The following is an 18,409-nucleotide window of genomic DNA, read 5'->3' on the forward strand; positions in this document are numbered from 1 at the left end:
GCGCCGGCGGCGGCGCCGCGATCAAGGTCCGCGTGGTCAAGGGCGCCAACCTGCCGATGGAGCAGGTGGAGGCCTCACTGCACGGCTGGACGCTCGCCACCTGCAACACCAAGCAGGATTCGGACACCAACTACAAGCGCGTCATCAATTACGCGCTGCACCCCGACCGGATCCGCAACATCCGGATCGGCGTCGCCGGCCACAACCTTTTCGACATTGCCTTCGCCTGGCTGCTCGCCAAACAGCGCGGCGTGGAGTCCGGCATCGAGTTCGAGATGCTGCTCGGCATGGCCCAGGGCCAGGCGGAAGCGGTCAAGAAGGACGTCGGCTCGCTGCTCCTGTACACCCCGGTGGTCCACCCGGCCGAGTTCGACGTCGCAATCGCCTACCTGATCCGCCGGCTCGAGGAAGGCGCCAGCCAGGACAACTTCATGTCCGCCGTCTTCGAGCTCAGCGAGAACGAATCACTCTTCGAGCGCGAGAAGCAGCGCTTCCTCGCCTCCCTCGCCAAACTCGACGACGAGGTCCCGCCGCCCAACCGCCGGCAGAACCGCAGCGTCCCGGCCGGGCCGATGCCGCATGACTCCTTCGAGAACACCGCAGACACCGACCCCTCGCTGCCGGCCAACCGCGACTGGGGCCGCGCCATCCTGGCGCGTGTCCCGTTCTCGACCCTCGGCAACGCCGCTGTGGACGCGGCCACCATCAACGATGAGCAGACCCTCAACACCGTGATCGAGGCCGCGGTGGAAAAGGGCAAGGCCTGGGGCGCACTCTCCGGTGCCGAGCGGGCGGCGATCCTGCACCGCGCCGGCGACGTCCTGGAAGCCCGCCGCGCCGAACTGCTTGAGGTAATGGCCAGCGAAACCGGCAAGACCATCGACCAGGGCGATCCGGAAGTCAGCGAGGCTGTTGACTTCGCGCACTACTACGCCGAAGCGGCCCGCAAGCTCGACGACGTCGACGGCGCCACCTTCGTCCCGGCGAGGCTCACCGTGGTGACTCCGCCGTGGAACTTCCCGGTGGCGATCCCGGCCGGTTCCACGCTGGCGGCCCTCGCCGCGGGCTCCGCCGTCGTGATCAAGCCCGCCAAACAGGCCCGGCGCAGCGGTGCCGTGATGATCGAGGCACTCTGGGAAGCCGGCGTCCCGCGGGACGTGCTGACCATGGTCCAGCTGGGCGAGCGTGAGCTGGGCCGGCAGCTGATCGCCCACCCCGCGGTGGACCGGGTGATCCTTACCGGCGGCTACGAGACCGCCGAACTGTTCCGTTCCTTCCGCACGGACCTGCCGCTGCTGGCCGAGACCAGCGGCAAGAACGCCATCATCGTCACCCCGAGCGCAGACCTTGACCTCGCCGCCAAGGACGTCGCGTACTCCGCCTTCGGCCACGCCGGGCAGAAGTGCTCCGCCGCGTCTCTGGTGATCCTGGTCGGATCCGTGGCCACATCGCGGCGCTTCCACAACCAGCTGATCGACGCTGTCACCTCCCTCAAGGTGGGCTACCCCGAGGACCCGGCCAGCCAGATGGGCCCGATCATCGAACGGGCCGGCGGCAAGCTCCTCAACGCCCTCACCACCCTGGGCGAAGGGGAAAGCTGGGCCGTCGAGCCGCGGAAGCTGGACGGGACGGGCAGGCTCTGGAGCCCGGGCGTCCGCTACGGGGTGCGCCGCGGATCCTACTTTCATCTCACGGAATTCTTCGGCCCCGTGCTGGGCGTGATGACCGCGGCGACCCTGGAGGATGCCATCGCCATCCAGAACCAGATCGAGTACGGCCTCACCTCCGGTCTGCACTCGCTGGACCCGGCGGAAGTGGGCCTCTGGCTGGACACGGTCCAGGCCGGCAACCTCTATGTCAACCGTGGCATCACCGGCGCCATCGTGCAGCGCCAGCCCTTCGGCGGCTGGAAGAAGTCCGCCGTCGGCGCCGGCACCAAGGCCGGCGGGCCCAACTACCTCATCGGCCTTGGCGAATGGGTCAGCAAGCCCAGCGCCGCGGCCGGGAACCCTGCCGCCACGCCCGCGCACCCCGGTGTCCGCCGGATCGAGCAGGCGGCCCAGGAATTCCTGACCGCCGGCGAGCTGGCAGGCCTGCAGCGTGCCCTGGCCTCCGACGCCCTCGCCTGGGCCGAGGAATTCGGCACGGCCCGGGACGTCTCCGGACTGAGCGCCGAACGGAACGTCTTCCGCTACCGCCCGCTGCCGGTTCAGGTGCGCCTCGCCGAAGGCGAACCGCTCGCCCACCTGGTCCGGACCGTGGCGGCCGGTGTCCTGGCCGGATCCCCGCTGACGGTGTCCACCGCCGTCGAGCTTCCCGTCCAGCTGCGCACCGTACTCTCCGGGCTCGGCATCGATCCCACCGTGGAGAACGACGCCGACTGGCTGGCCGCCGCAGCCAAGTCCGCCGGAGCGGGCCGGCTCTCCACCCCGCGGGTCAGGCTCATCGGCGGGAACACCACGGCCCTGGCCGAGGCGACCGGCGGGCGTCCGGACCTGGCGATCTACTTCCACCCGGTCACCGAAGCCGGCCGCGTCGAGCTGCTGCCGTTCCTACATGAGCAGGCCATCAGCATCACGGCCCACCGGTTCGGGACGCCGAACCACATTTCGGACGGGCTGATCTAGGGAACTCCTCCCTGGGTCAACATAAACGATCCGGGCAACGTAAATGAGCCGGGCGGCAACCCTCCAATGGTTGCCGCCCGGCTCGTTGTCTGTGGAGGCTTAAGTCCGCGGACTTAGCCGAAGTACCAGCCGGGCGGAACCCAGGTGGCCGGCACGGCGTGCGCGGAGAAGTCGTCGCAGCCGGAGCAGAAGTACGTCACTTCGCCCAGCCGGTTGATGGAGCCGTCCCTGTGGTGCGTGGCCGGGACAAAAGTCTCCAGGTAGATGAACTCGTCGGTGCCGCAGCGTTCGCAGTAGGGGCTGCCCACGTACTCGGCCTCCACCAGGGTCGTCGGGTGGTGAGGGTCCAGGCGGCCGCGGCTGGGGTGATTCGCGGCGGCGCCGCGGAGCACTGCCTGGGAGAGCGGGGCCACGGGTTTGAGGCTCCGGGTTGCCGATGCGGCGGGACGATGTGGTCGGTTTATGGCTGGCGTCATTGTCGGCCTATCCCGAACGCCTCCGGTGAGTCGCCGCACGGCAGACGCAAAGGACAGCGTTCGTATTCGAATCGTTGTCACAGGCCTCTGCTTGACCTTCAACACACTCAGGATAAGCCATGAATACGAGTGGATCAATGGTATGCGTAAGTACGCAACCCGAGTAGGTACAGCCGCAGGTACGCAGGTGTGTCCCGTCCGCTCAGCCGGGGCGCTTCAGGGTCCGGCCCGCGATCGTCTGGGTCAGGGCCTCGATCACCTCGGTGTTCGCCAGCGGGTTGCGGATCAGGGTGAAATCGACGTCGCCCACTGGCGGCAGTTCGAAGCGCCGGGTGATGATCAACAGATCGTCCGGCACGAGTGAGGACGGCATGACCGCCACGCCGATGCCCGCCCGGACAGCGGCCAGCACTCCGCTGATCTGCCGGGTGGTGCAGGTGATGCGCCAGGTGCGGCCGGCGGATTCGAGAGCGTCGATGGCCAGTTTCCGGCTCAGGCTGGGGGAAGGGTAGGCAATCAGCGGCACCGGCTCTGCCGGGTCCAGGGACGTCTGCTCCAGCCCCACCCAGGCGAAGGAGTCCTGCTGCACCACCGTGCCGGCCTTGGCCCCTGCCACCCATTTGACGAACACCAGGTCCAGCTGGCCGGCGTTGAGCCGTTTGTAGAGCTGGGTGCTCTGGCCCACCGTCAGTTCCAGGTTGATCTGCGGATAGACCTGGCGGAATTCCCGCAGGATCCTCGGCAGCCCGGTGATCGCGAGGTCATCCGCCGTGCCGAAGCGCAGCCGGCCGCGCATGGCCGATCCGGAAAAGTAGCGGGCGGCGGCGTCGTGCGCGGACAGGATGCTGCGGGCGAAACCGGCCATGGCGTCCCCGTTATCGGTCAGGCGCACATCCCGGGTGTCCCGCGCCACCAGGACCCGCTTTGCGGCGGTCTCCAGCTTCCGCACGTGCTGGCTGACCGTCGGCTGCGCGAGGCCCAGTCGCTCGGCGGCCCTGGTAAAGCTCAATGTCTCGGCCACGGCCAGGAAAGATCGCAGCTGGGCGGGTTCAAACATGCGGGCTCCTGAGCTGCGGCGCACTTCCACCGCATTGCGTTTTGTAATGCTAGTTATGCAATGAATAATCTTCCACAATTTGCTGCGGCCAGCTTAGCGTTAAGGCATCCCCGCCGACCCGCTCCTTTGAGGACTTTCCGTGGCACCCCCTCCGCCGTTAGCAGCCAACGTAACCGCGCTGCCCCTTACCAGCACCGCGCCGCTCACGGTCGTCAACGAGCGGCTGCCCTGGCGCCACACGTTCATCTCGCTGAAAGTCCGCAATTTCCGCATCTTCGCGATCGGCCACTTCATTGCGGTCACCGCCCTGTGGATGCAGCGGATTGCCCAGGACTGGCTGGTGCTCCAGCTCTCCGGTTCCGTCACCGCCGTCGGGATCACGGTGGCCCTGCAGTTCCTGCCCTCGCTGGTCCTGGGCCCGTGGGCCGGGATGATGGCGGACCGCTTCGCGAAGCGGAAAATCCTGATGCTCTGCCAGTCCGTGGCAGCCGTGCTGGCGGCCATCCTCGCGGCGCTGGCACTCAGCCAGCGGATCGGGGTCTGGCACGTCTACGGCATCGCCCTGGCCCTTGGCCTGGTGACCGTGCTGGACCAGCCGGCCCGGCAGGTCTTCGTCAACGAACTCGTTGGCCCGGCCTACCTCCGGAACGCCATCAGCGTGAACTCCACGACGTTCCAACTCGGCGGCCTGGTCGGGCCGGCGCTCGCCGGGCTGCTGCTCACCGCGGTGGGGGCCGGCTGGGCGTTCGCCGCGAACGCCGTCGCCTGTTGCTGCACCGTCGCGATGCTGCTCACGCTGCGGAAGGACCAGCTGCACCTCAGTGCGCCCGTGCCCAAGCGCAAGGGCATGCTCAAGGAGGGACTGGACTATGCGCTGAGCAAACCCACCATCTACTGGCCCTGGCTGATGGCCGGCTTCATCGCGGTGTTTGCGATGAGCCTACCGGTGCTTCTGGCCGCCTTCGCGGACCACGTGTACGACGTCGGCGCCGCCGGCTACGGCCTGCTGAACGCGCTGGTGGCACTCGGGGCGCTGGCCGGGGCGGTCATGTCCGCCCGACGGCGGGAACTGAGGCTGCGCTCGGTGATGCTGGGGGCGGGAATGTACGGGCTGATGCTCTGCCTCGCCGCGCTGGCGCCCTCCATGGTGTGGTTCGGGGCGGCGATGGTCCTGGCCGGGTTCTGGTGCCTGATGTTCCTGACCGCGGCCAACCAGCTGGTCCAGATCAGCTCCAACCTGGCCATCCGCGGCCGCGTGATGAGCCTGTACATCATGGTGCTGATCGGCGGGCAGGCAATTGGCGGGCCGATGATCGGCTGGCTGGCCGAGCACGTGGACCCGCGTACGGCCATCCTGGTCTCCGGCGGGGTGCCGGCACTGGCTGCGGCCGCGGTCGCCGTCGTGCTGGCGCGCCGCGGCCAGCTGCTGCTCAGGGTGGACCTGAAGGACCGGCGGCGGCTGGTTAAGATCGTCCGTCGGGCAGCTGTCATGCCGTAGCTTTCCGCACCGCCTTCGGACAGCCGCCACATGGATCCACGCAGCGGCTGTCCCTTTACGCAGCGGAAACAGGGGAGTGCGGCTAGCCCGCCAGAGGAAGGTGCGGGTACGCCGGTTCCCGCTGCTGGAATTGCAGCACCTCCGCGTTGAGGACGACGCCGTCACGGATTTCGATCGCGCGGCGGATGGTCTCGTTCTCAGTCCAGGCGTCGGGCCCGGTGATCACGGTTTCCAGGAACGGCAGCAGCGCCTCGCTGATTTCCCAGCTGGAGGAATCCCAGAGGTAGGACGGGCTGTGGTCCACGGCGTAGTAGTCGATATGGTTCCCGACCTTGAACATCGGCTCGGCGAAGGTGGTGCTTTTCGCCCAGCTGAAGCCCATGCCCTCGTCGCAGGACACGTCCACGATCAGGCTGCCGGGCCGGAACGCGGCGAGGTCCTCGGTGCGCAGATACGTCAGGGGCGCGTTCGGGTCCTGCAGGGTGCAGTTGACCACGATGTCGCTCCCGGCGAGGAACGGCGCGAGCGGCACGCGGCCACGTTCGGTGATGACCTCGCTGAGGAACGGCGCCTTGTCGTCATGGTCGAACTGCGCGATCCGCACCGAGTGGATGGGGGAGCCCACCGCGGCAACCCCGCGGTTTGTCAGCACCTGGACCTCATGGATTCCGTGGGCGTTGAGCGCCGTGACCGCACCGCGGGCCGTGGCCCCGAAACCGATGACGACGGCGCTCAGGCGGCGGCCGTAATCCCCGGTGGAACCGGTCAGGGCCAGGGCGTGCAGCACGGAGCAGTAGCCGGCCAGCTCGTTGTTCTTGTGGAACACGTGCAGGCCGAAGCCGCCGTCGCTGGCCCAGTGGTTCATCGCCTCGAAGGCGATCAGGGTGAGCTTCTTGTCGATCGCCAGCTGGGTGATCGCCCGGTCCTGGACGCAGTGCGGCCAGCCCCAGAGGACCTGCCCGTCCCGGAGTTCGGCCAGGTCTTCGGGCTGCGGCTTGGGCAGGAGGACAACGTCGGCCTCGGCCAGCAGTTGCGCCCGGGGAATAATGCGCCCCACCAGCGGGGCCAGGTCGGCGTCCGAGACGCCGAACTGTTCGCCGTAGCCCTCCTCCAGGAACAGCTGCTGCCGGAGTTCCGGGGCGATGCGGTCCAGGTGGAGGGGATGGATCGGGAGGCGCCGTTCGGCGGGCTTCCGCGTGCTGGCAAGGACTCCGAGGGTGAGGTGGCTCAAGGTGCCGCTCACTTCTTTTTGGGGCTCGCCGGCTTGGCGCTGGTGGCTTTGTCCAGGGAGCTGGGCGGCGCTGCAGCGGTCCGTTTGTCGGCCCGCTTTTCCTTAATGGATTTGCCGGATTTCTTGGATGCTGCTTGACGGGGGGATTTGTCAGCCATGATCGCTCCTGTAGCGGAACCGAAGAGGTTCCTGACTTCGAACGATACAGGTAGCGACCTAACGGCCCCGGGAGGTCCGCCGAGCGGGATGTAGCGGTGAATTGGAGCGGCTGACGGGAATCGAACCCGCGTATCAAGCTTGGGAAGCTAGCGCTCTACCATTGAGCTACAGCCGCAATGGGACTGTCCAAAATGCTGGACGTGGTCCCGGGGAACATCGAGATTTACCTTACCCCAGCCGCACGTGTTCTCAGAACACGTCCCTCCGGCGACATCGCGGGCCTGGCACCTCCCCGGTGGAGGCTCCAGAGCGTAGTCACAGAGCGGTACGTAATGCGGGGAGTCCCATAACTCTTCGATAAAGGCCCGCCGCCGCCGCACCGCTGGGATGGCCTTGCTGTCTATCCTGAAGGGGTTAGCTGCAGTTCCGGGGAAGCGGGCTACGCCCATCAGCCGTCCGCCCAGCAAGGATTTCCGTGGCAATCGCAGAGTACGACGTCGTCATCAACCGTGACGCCATGAGCGTCTATGACTTCCTGCTCGACGCCAGCAACCTGCCGCGCTGGCGTGCCGGCGTCCACAGCATTGAACTGGAATCCGGCGCGGCCGGGTCCAAGGGTGCCGTCTACCGGCAGACCATCGCGGAACCCGGCGGACGGACCGTGTGCGGAGATTTCGAGATAACCGAGGCGCGGCCCGGTGCCGAGATCCAGTATAGGGTCCTTGCCGGGACAGAGCGGACACGCGGAGGCTATTACCTGAGCACGGAAGGCGGGGGCACCCGCGTCCGCTTTGCGCTGGAATGCGAGCCCCGGGGGATCCTTGCGAGGCTGAAGTGCCCCTTCCGACGCCGGATGAAGGCCGAAGTCTGCCAGCTCGAACAGCTCAAATCGGTGCTTGAGGAGCAGGCCGGGCTGTAACACTGGCCGCGCGGACGGCCGAACCCGGCGAGTACGGTAATTTGAGACTGTGCTGATCTCTGACCGCGACATTCGTGCCGAAATTGACTCCCAACGGATTGTTCTGGAGCCGTTCGACCCTGCCATGGTGCAGCCCTCTTCGGTTGACGTCCGGATCGACCGGTTTTTCCGGCTCTTCGACAACCACAAGTACGCGCACATCGACCCGGCAGAGGAACAGCCCGAGCTGACCCGCCTGGTAGAGGTTGAGCGCGGCGAACCGTTCATCCTGCACCCCGGGGAATTCGTCCTGGGCTCCACCTACGAGACCGTGACGCTCCCCGACGATATTGCCGCCCGGCTCGAGGGCAAGTCCTCGCTGGGCCGGCTGGGCCTGCTGACGCACTCGACTGCGGGATTCATTGACCCCGGATTCTCCGGCCACGTGACCCTGGAGCTGTCCAATATGGCGACGCTGCCGATCAAGCTGTGGCCGGGCATGAAGATCGGCCAACTGTGCTTCTTCCGGCTCACCTCGGCCGCCGAGCACCCCTACGGCTCCGGCGAGTACGGCAACCGCTACCAGGGCCAGCGCGGCCCGACGGCGAGCCGCAGCCACCTGAACTTCCACCGCACGGACGTCTGACCCGGCGCGCCGTCAGATCCCGTCCGCGGTCCGGACACTCCGCTGTTTCGAAGGGCGGCGCAGCATCGCCACCACCGGCTCCACGAACCGGGCGGCGAGCGGGCCCGTCACAGCCATGATCAGCACGTAGGCGGTGGCCAGGGCCGCAAGCTCCTGGGGCACGACGCCCGAGGCGACCGCAAGGCCGGCAATGACGATCGAGAACTCTCCGCGGGCGATCAGCGCGGCGCCGGCGCGGAAACGCCCCGGCAGGCCAATCCCGGCACGCTTCGCCGCCCAGATTCCGGTGAGCATCTTGGTGGCCGTCGTGACGAACGCCAGCAGAAGGGCCCAGCCGAGCACCGGAGGGATGGTGGCGGGGTCGGTATTGAGGCCGAAGACTACAAAGAAGATGGCTGCGAAGAGATCCCGCAACGGCTCGAGAATCCTGGTGGCGCTGTGCGCGGTGGCGCCGGAAATGGCGATTCCGAGCATAAAGGCGCCCACCGCCGCGGACACCTGCATGGCTGCGGCCAGCCCGGCCACCAGCAGCGCGGCCCCGAGCAGGTTGAGCAGGAACACCTCGGAGTTCTCGCTGTGGACGGCCTTGGACACGTGGTGCCCGTGCCGCAGGGCCACGAGCAGGACCACGGTGACGACGGCGAGTGAGATCCCGACAGTCTGCAGCCCCACGACGAAGCTCACGCCGGCCAGGGTCGCCGTGAGGACCGGCAGGTAGACCGCCATCGCGAGATCCTCGAACACGAGGATCGAGAGCACCACCGGAGTTTCACGGTTACCAATCCGGCCCAGGTCCGTGATCACTTTGGCGGCGATCCCCGAGGACGAAATGTAGGTGACACCGCCCATCACCATTGCCCCGACGACTCCCCAGCCCAGCAGGACCGCGAGGAGCGCGCCCGGCAGGAAGTTCAGGACCAGGTCCAGGACGCCTGCCTGCCAGGAGCGGCGCAGCCCCGTGACCAGCTCCGCCGCCGTATATTCCAATCCGAGCATAAGCAGGAGAAGGATAACGCCGATCTCGCTCGAGAGATGGGTAAATTCGTGCATGCCTTCGAGCTTCACCAGGCCGCCCGCGCCGAAAAACAGACCACCGATGAGGTACAGCGGGATCGGCGACATGCCGACGCGCCCCGCCAGCCGCGCCAGCAAGCCGAGGCAAAAGACGACGGCGCCGAGCTCAATCAGGGTCAGTGCGAGCGGATCCATGCCGTCAGCCGTTGCGCAGGATGCCGGCCGCCGTGTCCAGGCCTTCTTGCGTCCCCACTGCAACGAGGAGATCGCCCGGGTGCAGGACGACGTCGGGCCCGGGTGAGGGGAGCACCTCGCCTTCCCGCATGATGGCGACGATCGAGACGCCGCTCCGGGTCCGGATGGAGGCCTTGCCCATCGGCTGGTTCTGGAACGGGGAATCGGCGGAGATCGAGAACTGCCGGGTGACGATCCCCGGAACCTCACGGTGGGCCTCGGAAAGCTGCATGGCCAGCCGCTGGCCGCCAAGCAGGTTCCCCAGCGCGGCGGCTTCGTCGACGGTCAGCGGGATGGACGCCTGGCAGGTGTCCGGATCGTCCCACGTGGAGACGATCAGTTCGGTTTGGCCCTCCCGGTATTCCACGACGCCGATCCGGCGCCCCGAGGCGGTCATGAAGTCCTTGCGCCGGCCCAGTCCCGGGAGGTCTGTTTCATCCACGTTCATTCCTCCAGCCTAGTGCGCCGCGGGACTTTTCGGGCCGCTTCAGGCTGCTTCAGGCTGCGGGGACAACCGCGATTTCGGCCTGGTCCGGTGCCTTGACCGGGAGCAGCAGCAGCAGCCCGGCCAGGAGCACCACCATAATGCCGAGGATGCCCCAGCGCTGTGCCCCGCCGGGCTCCACCAGCGGGGCGGCGACCGCGATGCAGAGCGTAAACAGTGCCGGGGCGAGGAAGCTGACGGCCCGGCCGGTGGTGGCGTAGAGGCCAAACAGCTCGCCGGACTCGCCCTGCGGGGCAAGCCGGGCCAGAAAGGCCCGGGAGGCGGACTGCGCCGGCCCCACAAAGAGGCACAGGAACAAGCCAAAGATCCAGAATGTGGTGGTGCCGGCCCATTCCATGCCGAAGAAGGAATAGCTCCCGTTGCCAAGGGCCACGATCATGGAGCCGGCCAACAGCAGACCGAGCAGCGAACCCATGATGACGGCCTTCGGCCCGACCCGGTCGTCGAGGAAGCCGCCCGCGATGGCGCCCACCGCGGCCACGACGTTCCCGAAGATCGCGAAGAAGATGACGTCCTTGAGTTCGAAGCCGAAGGTGCCCGCAGCGATGATGCCGCCGAAGGTGAACACCGCGGCCAGGCCGTCCCTGAAGACGGCGCTGGCGAGCAGGAAGTACATGGTGTGCGGGCTGGTCCGGTAAATCGCCTTGATCCGCCGCACCAGCAGCCCGTAGGAAGCCAGGAATCCCGGCCCGGTGCCCTGCCTCGTCTTGGGAAGCTCCGGCACGGCGAACAGCACGGGCAACGCGAAGATGACGAACCACAAGGCCGAGAACACGGCGACAAGGCGGATATTCAGGCCATCCTCCGTCGAGGCGCCGTACCACTCGAAGCTGGGCTGGACAAAGAGCTGGAGCACCAGCAGCAGCGCCACAATGCCGCCGAGGTACCCCATCCCCCAGCCGAAGCCGCTGACCTTGCCGATGTTCTGCGGAGTGGAGATCTGGGCAAGCATGGCGTTGTAGTTCACGCCGGCAAACTCGAAGAACACATTGCCCAGCGCGATCAGCGTCACACCCAGGAGCAGGAACTCCGGACGCGGGAAGACGAAGAAGCAGAGCGCGGTCAGTAGTGCGACGGCGGCAGTGTTGACCCCCAGCCAGAGCTTCCGGCGCCCGCCGGTATCCGAGCGCTGCCCGGTGACAGGTGCAAGCAGCGCGATGGCCGCGCCGGCGATCGCCAGTGCGCCGCCCAGGACAGCAGAGGTCTGGTCCTCCCCGCCAAAGGCGTTGGACGTCAGGTACACGGTGAACACGAACGTGGTCATAACCGCGTTAAAGGCGGCCGAACCCCAGTCCCAGGCTGCCCAGGCGAGGATGCGGCCCTTGTGGGTGGCGTGGCTTCCGGATTCCAGTTCCGAGGAGGGACGCATGGCCTCGGGGGCAGCGGCGGAGTTCATAGCTCGAATATTATCCGCAGCGGGCGCGGGGCTTGACGCACCCTTCGAAAAGAATTTGTCCACGCTTGGTAAACTGTCCGGACTGAACCTAACGAATGCCCGCCTGCTCCAACTTTTGACAATCGAATTCCTGACGTTGCGGAGATACCAGTGATCACAGTCCTTGCCGTGCACTTCGCGGTGGCCGCTGTGGCGCCATTTCTCTTCCGGAAATTCGGCCGGAATTCGTTTTACGCCCTCGCAGCGGTGCCCGCGGCCGCGTTTGTCTGGCTGATCCTGCAGCATGGCGCCGTGTACGCCGGCGCCCCCGGCGCCGGCGGCAGTGTCCCCACCGGAGTGGCTGAAGTCCTGCCCTGGATCCCCGAGCTGAAGATTGAGCTCGCCTTCCGGATGGACGCCCTGGCCTGGGTCATGTCCCTGCTCGTCCTCGGCGTGGGTGCGCTGGTCCTCATCTACTGCGCCCGCTACTTCAAGGACAAGGACGACTACCTCGGCGGATTCGGCGCCCAGCTGCTGGCCTTCGCCGGGGCCATGTTCGGCCTGGTCACCGCCGATGACCTGCTGCTGATGTTCATCTTCTGGGAACTGACCACGGTCCTGTCCTACCTGCTGATCGGCTATGCCCGGACCCGGCTGTCAGCGCGGCGCTCCGCCTTGCAGGCCCTCGTGGTGACCACCGCCGGCGGCCTGGCAATGCTGGTGGGCCTGATCATCCTGGGCTCCAGCGCGGGGACCTACCGGATCGCGACCATCCTGGAGCTGGCCCCAACGCTCGTTACGGGGCCCGCCGCCGGAGCCGTGGCCACCGCGGTCGTCCTCATCCTGATAGGTGCGATCACCAAATCCGCCCTCGTCCCCTTCCACTTCTGGCTCCCCGGCGCCATGGCGGCCCCCACCCCGGTGAGCGCCTACCTGCATGCCGCGGCCATGGTCAAGGCCGGCATTTACCTCGTGGCACGGCTCGCACCCGGATTCGCGGAAACCCCGTACTGGCTGCCGCTGGTCCTCGGCCTTGGCCTGGCCACCATGCTGGTCGGCGGCTACCGGGCGCTGCGGCAAACCGATATTAAGCTCATCCTGGCCTACGGCACGGTCAGCCAGTTGGGCTTCCTGACCATGGTCGTGGGGCTCGGCGAACCCGACGCTGCGCTTGCCGGCCTCGCGCTGCTCCTGGCGCACGGGCTCTTCAAAGCCACCCTCTTCCTGGTGGTGGGCATCATTGACCACCAGGCCGGAACCCGCGACATCCGCAAGCTCTCCGGCGTCTACCGTTCCTCCCGCGCCCTCGCGATCGTGGCCGCGATCGGAGCCGCCTCGATGGCCGGCGTCCCGCCGCTGGCCGGCTTCGTCGCGAAAGAATCGGTGTTCGAAGCGTTTCTCCACTACAGCACCGCCGCCGGCCCCTGGGGCATGGTGATCCTGGCGGGCCTGGTCCTGGGATCCATCCTGACTTTCGCCTACAGTGCGCGGTTCATGTGGGGCGCCTTTGCCGTCAAGCCCGGAGTGGAGGCCACGCCGTTCAAACCGGTCAAGCCGGCCTTCCTGGCAGCCCCTGCCATCCTGAGCCTGCTGACCATCGTCTTCGGACTGTGGCCGGCGCCGGTGGACGGCTGGATCCAGCCGTACGCGGCGCTGTTCGTGCCCGCCGGCGAGGACGCGGCCGCCGCCGCCGGCCACCTGGCCCTCTGGCACGGCCTGACCCCGGCCCTGGGGCTGACCGCCGTCACCTTCGCCCTGGGCCTGTTCATGTTCTACGGCCGCACCGCCGTCGCCCGGCTCCAGGGCCTGGTCCCGGCCTGGATCGACGGCGACCGCACCTATCAGTTGGCCATCGGCGCCCTCGACGACGCCGCCGTCTGGATCACCGGCCGGACCCAGCGGGGGTCGCTGTTCTTCTACCTGTCCGTCATCCTGACCGTGGCGTTCGTCCTGCCGCTTACCGCGCTGGTGCTGGCGGACAAGCCGCCGCCCGGAAACCTCTTCTTCATCGATCCCAACTCCCCGCTGCAGATCGTGGTGGGAGCCGGGATCGTGATCGGCGCACTGGCCGCCGTGCGAGCTAACAAACGCTTCCTGGCCGTCCTCATGGTCTCCGTCACCGGCTACGGCATCGCCCTGATGTTTGCGCTGCAGGGAGCGCCGGACCTCGCGCTGACCCAGATGCTGGTCGAAACCATCATCCTGGTGGCCTTCGTCCTCGCCATGCGCAGCCTCCCCGCGGAACTGCGCGACCGCACCGGCGGAAGGTACCGGGTGATCCGCGTGATCATCGGTGCCGCCTTCGGCATCACCATGGTGTTCGTCGCCATCTACGCCCTGGGCGCCCGGGTGGCGGCGCCCGTCTCGCTCGAGTTCCCGAAACTGGCCTACGAGGGCGGAGGCGGACTGAACATCGTCAACGTCACCCTGGTGGATATCCGCGCCTGGGACACTTTCGGGGAAATTTCCGTGCTGGCGCTGGCAGCCACCGGAGTCGCGAGCCTCATCTTCGTCCGGGGCCGGGGGGACCGGCTCCGAACTTCCGCCACGGTGGAGGAAGGCTCAGTCGGGCGCCAGCAGCCAAAACGCAGCGCCGGCCCGGGCAATACCCGCGACGCCGCCGCGCTGGCCATGAGCCGACGCTTCGCCGCCTCCAGCCGCGATGCCTGGCTGGTGGCAGGCCGGACCATGGCGCCGGAACGCCGCTCGATCATCTTTGAGGTCGTCACCCGGCTCATCTTCCACTCCATGATCGTCTTCTCGATCTACCTCCTGCTGGCCGGCCACAACCTCCCCGGCGGAGGCTTCGCCGGCGGTCTCACCGCCGGGCTGGCCCTCACCATCCGCTACCTGGCCGGCGGCCGTTTCGAGCTGCGCGAAGCCACCCCGGTCAGTGCCGGCGCGCTGCTGGGCATTGGCCTCGCCACCGCGGCTGCCTCCGGCGTGGCCCCGCTGCTGCTGGGCGGTCAGGTGTTCCAGACCGCGATTCTTCAGTTCTGGCTGCCGGTCTTTGGCGACGTCAAGTTTGTCACCTCCACCATCTTCGACATCGGCGTCTATGTCGTCGTCGTCGGCCTCGTGCTGGACGTGCTGCGCAGCCTGGGGTCCGAGATCGACGAGCACTTCGAGGAACACCCCGCAGAACCGTCGGACGAGCAGGAAGCCGGCGGAATCGCGGCCGAAACCACAGCCAAGGGGAAAGCATGAGCGTTAACCTGACCCTGCTGACGGTCATGGGCGCACTGTACGCCTGCGGCATCTACCTGATCCTGGAACGCAGCCTCACCCGGGTCCTGCTGGGCCTGATGCTGCTCGCCAACGCCACCAACCTGCTGATCCTCACCACGGGCGGCTATGCCGGCCTGGCACCGTTGTTCCATCAGGACACCGACCCCGGTCAGTACAACGATCCGCTGCCGCAGGCACTGATCCTCACCTCGATCGTAATCTCCTTCGCCGTCACCGCTTTTATGCTCGGCATCATTTACCGCACCTGGGTGCTGGCCAGGCAGGACGAGATCCAGGACGACGCCGAGGACCGCCGCGTCGCCAAGACCCCCAGCTTCGACGCAGAGGACGACTCCGTGGTTCCGGTGGAAACCTCTGAGTTCCCGTTGACCATGATCGGCACGGACGGCCAGTCGGTCTCCGATGTTCCCGCCGGGGCCGAAGCCACCGTCACGGTCGCCGACCGCACGCTCGACGCCGAGGCCGCCGCCTCGGAGGAACAACCCGGATCCCGGAACGTCACGATACCCGGCAAGGAAGGAAGCGGACAGTGAACATTGCCAGTTTCGCCCCGCTCGCCGTCATCCTTCCCCTGCTCGGCGCCGCCCTGACCTTCCTGCTGATCCGGAATTCCCGGGCCCAGCGGACCGTCAGCATCGTGCTCCTGTCCCTGACCCTGCTGCTGGAGTGCCTGCTGCTCGCCTCCGTCTGGGAGGGCGGCACCGCTGCGGTCAACATCGGCGGCTGGCTCCCGCCCTGGGGCATCGTCCTGGTGGTGGACCAGTTTTCCTCGCTCATGCTCGTGGTGTCATCCTCGGTGAGCCTCGCCGTGCTGATCTACGCCACCGGGCAGGGCATGGCCGACGGCGACCAGGACGCGCCGGTTTCGATCTTCCACCCCACGTACCTGATCCTGGTGGCCGGCGTGTCCAACGCGTTCCTCTCCGGGGACCTGTTCAACCTCTACGTGGGGTTCGAAATTCTGCTGACCGCCAGCTACGTGCTGATGACCCTCGGCGGGACGGGGCCGCGGATCCGGGCCGGGGTGACCTACCTGGTTGTCTCGGTCGTCTCCTCAGTGCTTTTCCTGATCGCGATCGCCATGATCTACGGGGCCACGGGAACCATCAACATGGCCGATCTCGCCGTCAAGCTCGCGGACCTGGACCAGGGCACGCAGAACCTGCTGCACGTGATGCTGCTCGTGGCATTCGGGATCAAGGCCGCCGTGTTCCCGCTGTCCTTCTGGCTGCCTGACTCCTACCCGACGGCGCCGGCCCCGGTCACGGCCGTGTTCGCGGGCCTGCTGACCAAGGTGGGCGTCTACGCCATGGTCCGGACCGAAACGCTGCTGTTCCCGGGGGACACCTTCAATGCCCCGCTGATGGTCGCGGCCGTGCTGACCATGCTGGTGGGGATCCTTGGCGCCCTGGCCCAAAGCGACATCAAACGACTCCTGTCCTTCACCTTGGTCAGCCACATCGGCTACATGGTCTTCGGCCTGGCGATGTCCTCGGTGGCCGGGCTGGGCGCCGCCGTCTTCTACGTCGCCCACCACATCACGATCCAGACGAGCCTGTTCCTGGTCACCGGCCTGATTGAACGCCGCGGCGGCAGTTCCTCGGTGGACCGCGTCGCCGGCCTGGCCAAGCTGTCCCCGCTGCTGGCGGTGCTGTTCTTCGTCCCGGCCATGAACCTCGCCGGCATCCCGCCGCTCTCCGGCTTCCTGGGCAAAGTCGGCCTGCTGCAGGCCGGTATCCAGCTGGGAACCCCGCTGGCCTACGCGCTGGTGATCGGCGGTGTACTGACGAGCCTGCTGACCCTGCTGGCCATGGCACGGGTGTGGAACCGCGCGTTCTGGCGCAAGCCGGAGGACGCGGAACACCCCGACCCCGTGCTGCTGGCGCACCCCGCGGACTCGGCCACGGGTGACCGGGCCGGAAAGACCAACGTCACCCTTCTGCCCCGGACGATGGTGGGTTCCACGCTGGGCCTGGTCATCTTCGGTGTCGGGCTGACCGTGTTCGCCGGGCCGCTGTTCAAGGTGGCGGACCAGGCCGCCGTCGAAATGTTGGACCGGACCTCGTATATTCACGCGGTCCTCGGCGAGGGCGCGCGGGTCCCGGCGATTTCCGAGCCTGAACCGGGCACGGACCCCGCCCGTCTTCCGCCGGCCAGCGGGCAGGAGCGCAAATGAACCGGAAACGGATCTCCCTGCGCCAGGAACTGCCGCTCCTGGTCTGGCTCGTGATTGTCTGGGGCGCCCTGTGGCAGAACTTCAGCCCGGGAAACCTGCTCTTCGGTGCACTGACGGCCGTCGTGGTGGCCCGGCTGTTCTACCTGCCGCCGGTGGAACTCGGCGGGCGTTTCAACCTGCTCCGAGCGGTCCCGTTTGCCCTGGTCTTCGTGGCCAAGGTCGTGACAGCAAGCTTCCAGGTCCTCTACCTGGCCCTGGCCCGGGGCCCCAAGGTGATCAGCGCCGTCGTCGCTGTCCCGCTGCGGAGCCATTCCGATCTGCTGGTCACGGCGACGGGGCACGTGACCGCGCTGATCCCTGGGTCGCTCGTCGTGGAGGTGGACCGGTCAACGTCCACGCTCTATATCCATGGCATCAACGTCCGCAACGCCGACGATGCCGCGCGGCTGCGCAAAGACGTCAGAGACACAGAAGCGGGACTGATCAGGATCATGGGCACCCAGGCCGAACTGTCCGCCCTCAACCAGGAGGCGGGGTCATGATGCAGTTGGTCCTGACCGTGACCACGGTGGTGCTGTCCCTCGCTGCCGGAGGAGCGATCATCCGGATCGCGCGGGGCCCGTCGCTGCTGGACCGGGTGCTCGCCGCGGACGTGCTGCTGGCGATCGTGGGAGCGGCCCTGTGCATCGACATGGCCGTGAACCGGCACCTGAACAACCTCATGCTGCTGGTGGCGGTGTCCCTGATCGGGTTTGTCGGCTCCGTCACGGTGGCCCGCTTCGTAGCCGACCGGCGGGAGAAAAGCCGTGAATCCTGAGACCTTTTCCGCCGACACCGTGATCGACGCCGTCTCGGCGGTCTTTATGGTGGTCGGCGCCCTGATGTCACTCGCAGCGGCGGTGGGCCTGCTCCGTTTTCCGGACCTGATGACCCGGATGCACGCGGCCACCAAGCCCCAGGTGCTGGGGCTTTTCCTGCTGCTCTTCGCGCTGGGTCTCCAGATGCGCACCTGGTGGGTCTGGCCGGTGCTGGGCGTGGCGTGGATCTTCCAGCTGCTCACCGTGCCGGTGTCCGCGCACATGGTCGGCCGGGCCGGTTATCGCACCAAGCACCTCCACCCGGAACTGCTCAGCACGGACGAACTGGAGGCCGTCGTGCAGCAGGCGGCGGGCAAGCGCGGGTTTGGCGACGACGGCGACGCGGCCACCGACAGACGGTAAGGGCTAGACGATGCGCCCCAAAAACCAGGTCCTGGGTTTTGCTA

17 protein-coding genes and 1 tRNA gene are annotated in these 18,409 nt (G+C 67.3%); 10 read left to right on the forward strand and 8 right to left on the reverse strand.

Annotated features, from left to right (window positions below; translation table 11 throughout):
* On the forward strand, positions 1-2,627 hold a 2,627-nt coding region (locus BJQ90_RS08650), incomplete at its 5' end, for a proline dehydrogenase family protein (protein WP_226759885.1).
* A 113-nt stretch (positions 2,628-2,740) separates the two neighbouring features.
* Here the strand turns inward: BJQ90_RS08650 and BJQ90_RS08655 are convergent.
* Entirely contained in the window at positions 2,741-3,040 is a 300-nt protein-coding gene (locus BJQ90_RS08655; RefSeq protein WP_226759886.1) for a hypothetical protein, read from the reverse strand.
* Positions 3,041-3,305: 265 nt separating this feature from the next.
* Complete coding sequence (locus tag BJQ90_RS08660) at positions 3,306-4,160, reverse strand: LysR substrate-binding domain-containing protein (protein WP_226759887.1); 855 nt, start codon at positions 4,158-4,160, stop codon at positions 3,306-3,308.
* A gap of 139 nt (positions 4,161-4,299) precedes the next feature.
* Here BJQ90_RS08660 and BJQ90_RS08665 point away from each other — a divergent pair, with 139 nt between their 5' ends.
* The gene (locus tag BJQ90_RS08665; protein WP_226759888.1) at positions 4,300-5,658 is read left to right on the forward strand and encodes an MFS transporter; all 1,359 of its coding nucleotides are present in this window, start codon (positions 4,300-4,302) and stop codon (positions 5,656-5,658) included.
* Positions 5,659-5,740: 82 nt separating this feature from the next.
* Here BJQ90_RS08665 and BJQ90_RS08670 read toward each other — a convergent pair whose 3' ends face one another.
* The 3 genes from BJQ90_RS08670 to BJQ90_RS08680 all read right to left on the reverse strand — a co-directional run bounded on the left by BJQ90_RS08670 (position 5,741) and on the right by BJQ90_RS08680 (position 7,223).
* Positions 5,741-6,889 (reverse strand): N(5)-(carboxyethyl)ornithine synthase, encoded by a 1,149-nt coding sequence (locus BJQ90_RS08670; protein WP_264197114.1) that lies wholly within the window; start codon positions 6,887-6,889, stop codon positions 5,741-5,743.
* Between the two features lie 8 nt (positions 6,890-6,897).
* Positions 6,898-7,047 (reverse strand): hypothetical protein, encoded by a 150-nt coding sequence (locus tag BJQ90_RS08675; RefSeq protein ID WP_226759890.1) that lies wholly within the window; start codon positions 7,045-7,047, stop codon positions 6,898-6,900.
* A 102-nt stretch (positions 7,048-7,149) separates the two neighbouring features.
* A tRNA-Gly gene (locus BJQ90_RS08680) sits at positions 7,150-7,223 on the reverse strand.
* A 300-nt stretch (positions 7,224-7,523) separates the two neighbouring features.
* On the opposite strand from BJQ90_RS08680, the gene BJQ90_RS08685 reads away from it, so the two are divergent.
* Together BJQ90_RS08685 and dcd are read left to right on the forward strand one after the other, a co-directional pair.
* Positions 7,524-7,967 carry an SRPBCC family protein gene (locus BJQ90_RS08685; protein WP_226759891.1) on the forward strand — a complete coding sequence of 148 codons (444 nt, stop codon included), beginning with the start codon at positions 7,524-7,526 and terminating at the stop codon, positions 7,965-7,967.
* 49 nt (positions 7,968-8,016) lie between these two features.
* Complete coding sequence (gene dcd, locus BJQ90_RS08690; protein ID WP_226759892.1) at positions 8,017-8,592, forward strand: dCTP deaminase; 576 nt, start codon at positions 8,017-8,019, stop codon at positions 8,590-8,592.
* A gap of 12 nt (positions 8,593-8,604) precedes the next feature.
* Here dcd and BJQ90_RS08695 read toward each other — a convergent pair whose 3' ends face one another.
* Genes BJQ90_RS08695 through BJQ90_RS08705 form a run of 3 tightly spaced genes read right to left on the reverse strand, consistent with a single transcriptional unit; the run spans position 8,605 to position 11,741 of the window.
* Positions 8,605-9,801: a cation:proton antiporter gene (locus BJQ90_RS08695; RefSeq protein WP_226759893.1), complete on the reverse strand. Its 1,197-nt coding sequence runs from the start codon at positions 9,799-9,801 to the stop codon at positions 8,605-8,607.
* Positions 9,802-9,805: 4 nt separating this feature from the next.
* On the reverse strand, positions 9,806-10,288 hold the full coding sequence (locus tag BJQ90_RS08700; RefSeq protein WP_226759894.1) for a cation:proton antiporter regulatory subunit: 483 nt from the start codon (positions 10,286-10,288) through the stop codon (positions 9,806-9,808).
* Between the two features lie 49 nt (positions 10,289-10,337).
* Positions 10,338-11,741, reverse strand: coding sequence for an MFS transporter (locus BJQ90_RS08705; RefSeq protein ID WP_226759895.1), 1,404 nt, complete (start codon positions 11,739-11,741; stop codon positions 10,338-10,340).
* Between the two features lie 150 nt (positions 11,742-11,891).
* On the opposite strand from BJQ90_RS08705, the gene BJQ90_RS08710 reads away from it, so the two are divergent.
* The 6 genes from BJQ90_RS08710 to mnhG are packed head-to-tail and all read left to right on the forward strand — an operon-like array spanning position 11,892 to position 18,365.
* Entirely contained in the window at positions 11,892-14,927 is a 3,036-nt protein-coding gene (locus BJQ90_RS08710; RefSeq protein WP_226759896.1) for a Na+/H+ antiporter subunit A, read from the forward strand.
* Complete coding sequence (locus BJQ90_RS08715; RefSeq protein WP_226759897.1) at positions 14,924-15,502, forward strand: Na(+)/H(+) antiporter subunit C; 579 nt, start codon at positions 14,924-14,926, stop codon at positions 15,500-15,502. Before BJQ90_RS08710 ends, BJQ90_RS08715 begins: the two co-directional genes overlap by 4 nt.
* Positions 15,499-17,145, forward strand: coding sequence for a Na+/H+ antiporter subunit D (locus tag BJQ90_RS08720; protein WP_226759898.1), 1,647 nt, complete (start codon positions 15,499-15,501; stop codon positions 17,143-17,145). Before BJQ90_RS08715 ends, BJQ90_RS08720 begins: the two co-directional genes overlap by 4 nt.
* Positions 17,142-17,687: a Na+/H+ antiporter subunit E gene (locus tag BJQ90_RS08725; protein WP_226759899.1), complete on the forward strand. Its 546-nt coding sequence runs from the start codon at positions 17,142-17,144 to the stop codon at positions 17,685-17,687. The genes BJQ90_RS08720 and BJQ90_RS08725 overlap by 4 nt, the downstream gene beginning before the upstream one ends.
* Positions 17,684-17,962, forward strand: coding sequence for a monovalent cation/H+ antiporter complex subunit F (locus tag BJQ90_RS08730; RefSeq protein ID WP_226759900.1), 279 nt, complete (start codon positions 17,684-17,686; stop codon positions 17,960-17,962). Before BJQ90_RS08725 ends, BJQ90_RS08730 begins: the two co-directional genes overlap by 4 nt.
* Complete coding sequence (mnhG, locus tag BJQ90_RS08735; RefSeq protein ID WP_226759901.1) at positions 17,952-18,365, forward strand: monovalent cation/H(+) antiporter subunit G; 414 nt, start codon at positions 17,952-17,954, stop codon at positions 18,363-18,365. The genes BJQ90_RS08730 and mnhG overlap by 11 nt, the downstream gene beginning before the upstream one ends.
* Positions 18,366-18,409: the final 44 nt, after the last annotated feature.

This window comes from Arthrobacter sp. SO3, from assembly GCF_020532825.1.
Taxonomy (GTDB): Bacteria; Actinomycetota; Actinomycetes; order Actinomycetales; family Micrococcaceae; genus Arthrobacter.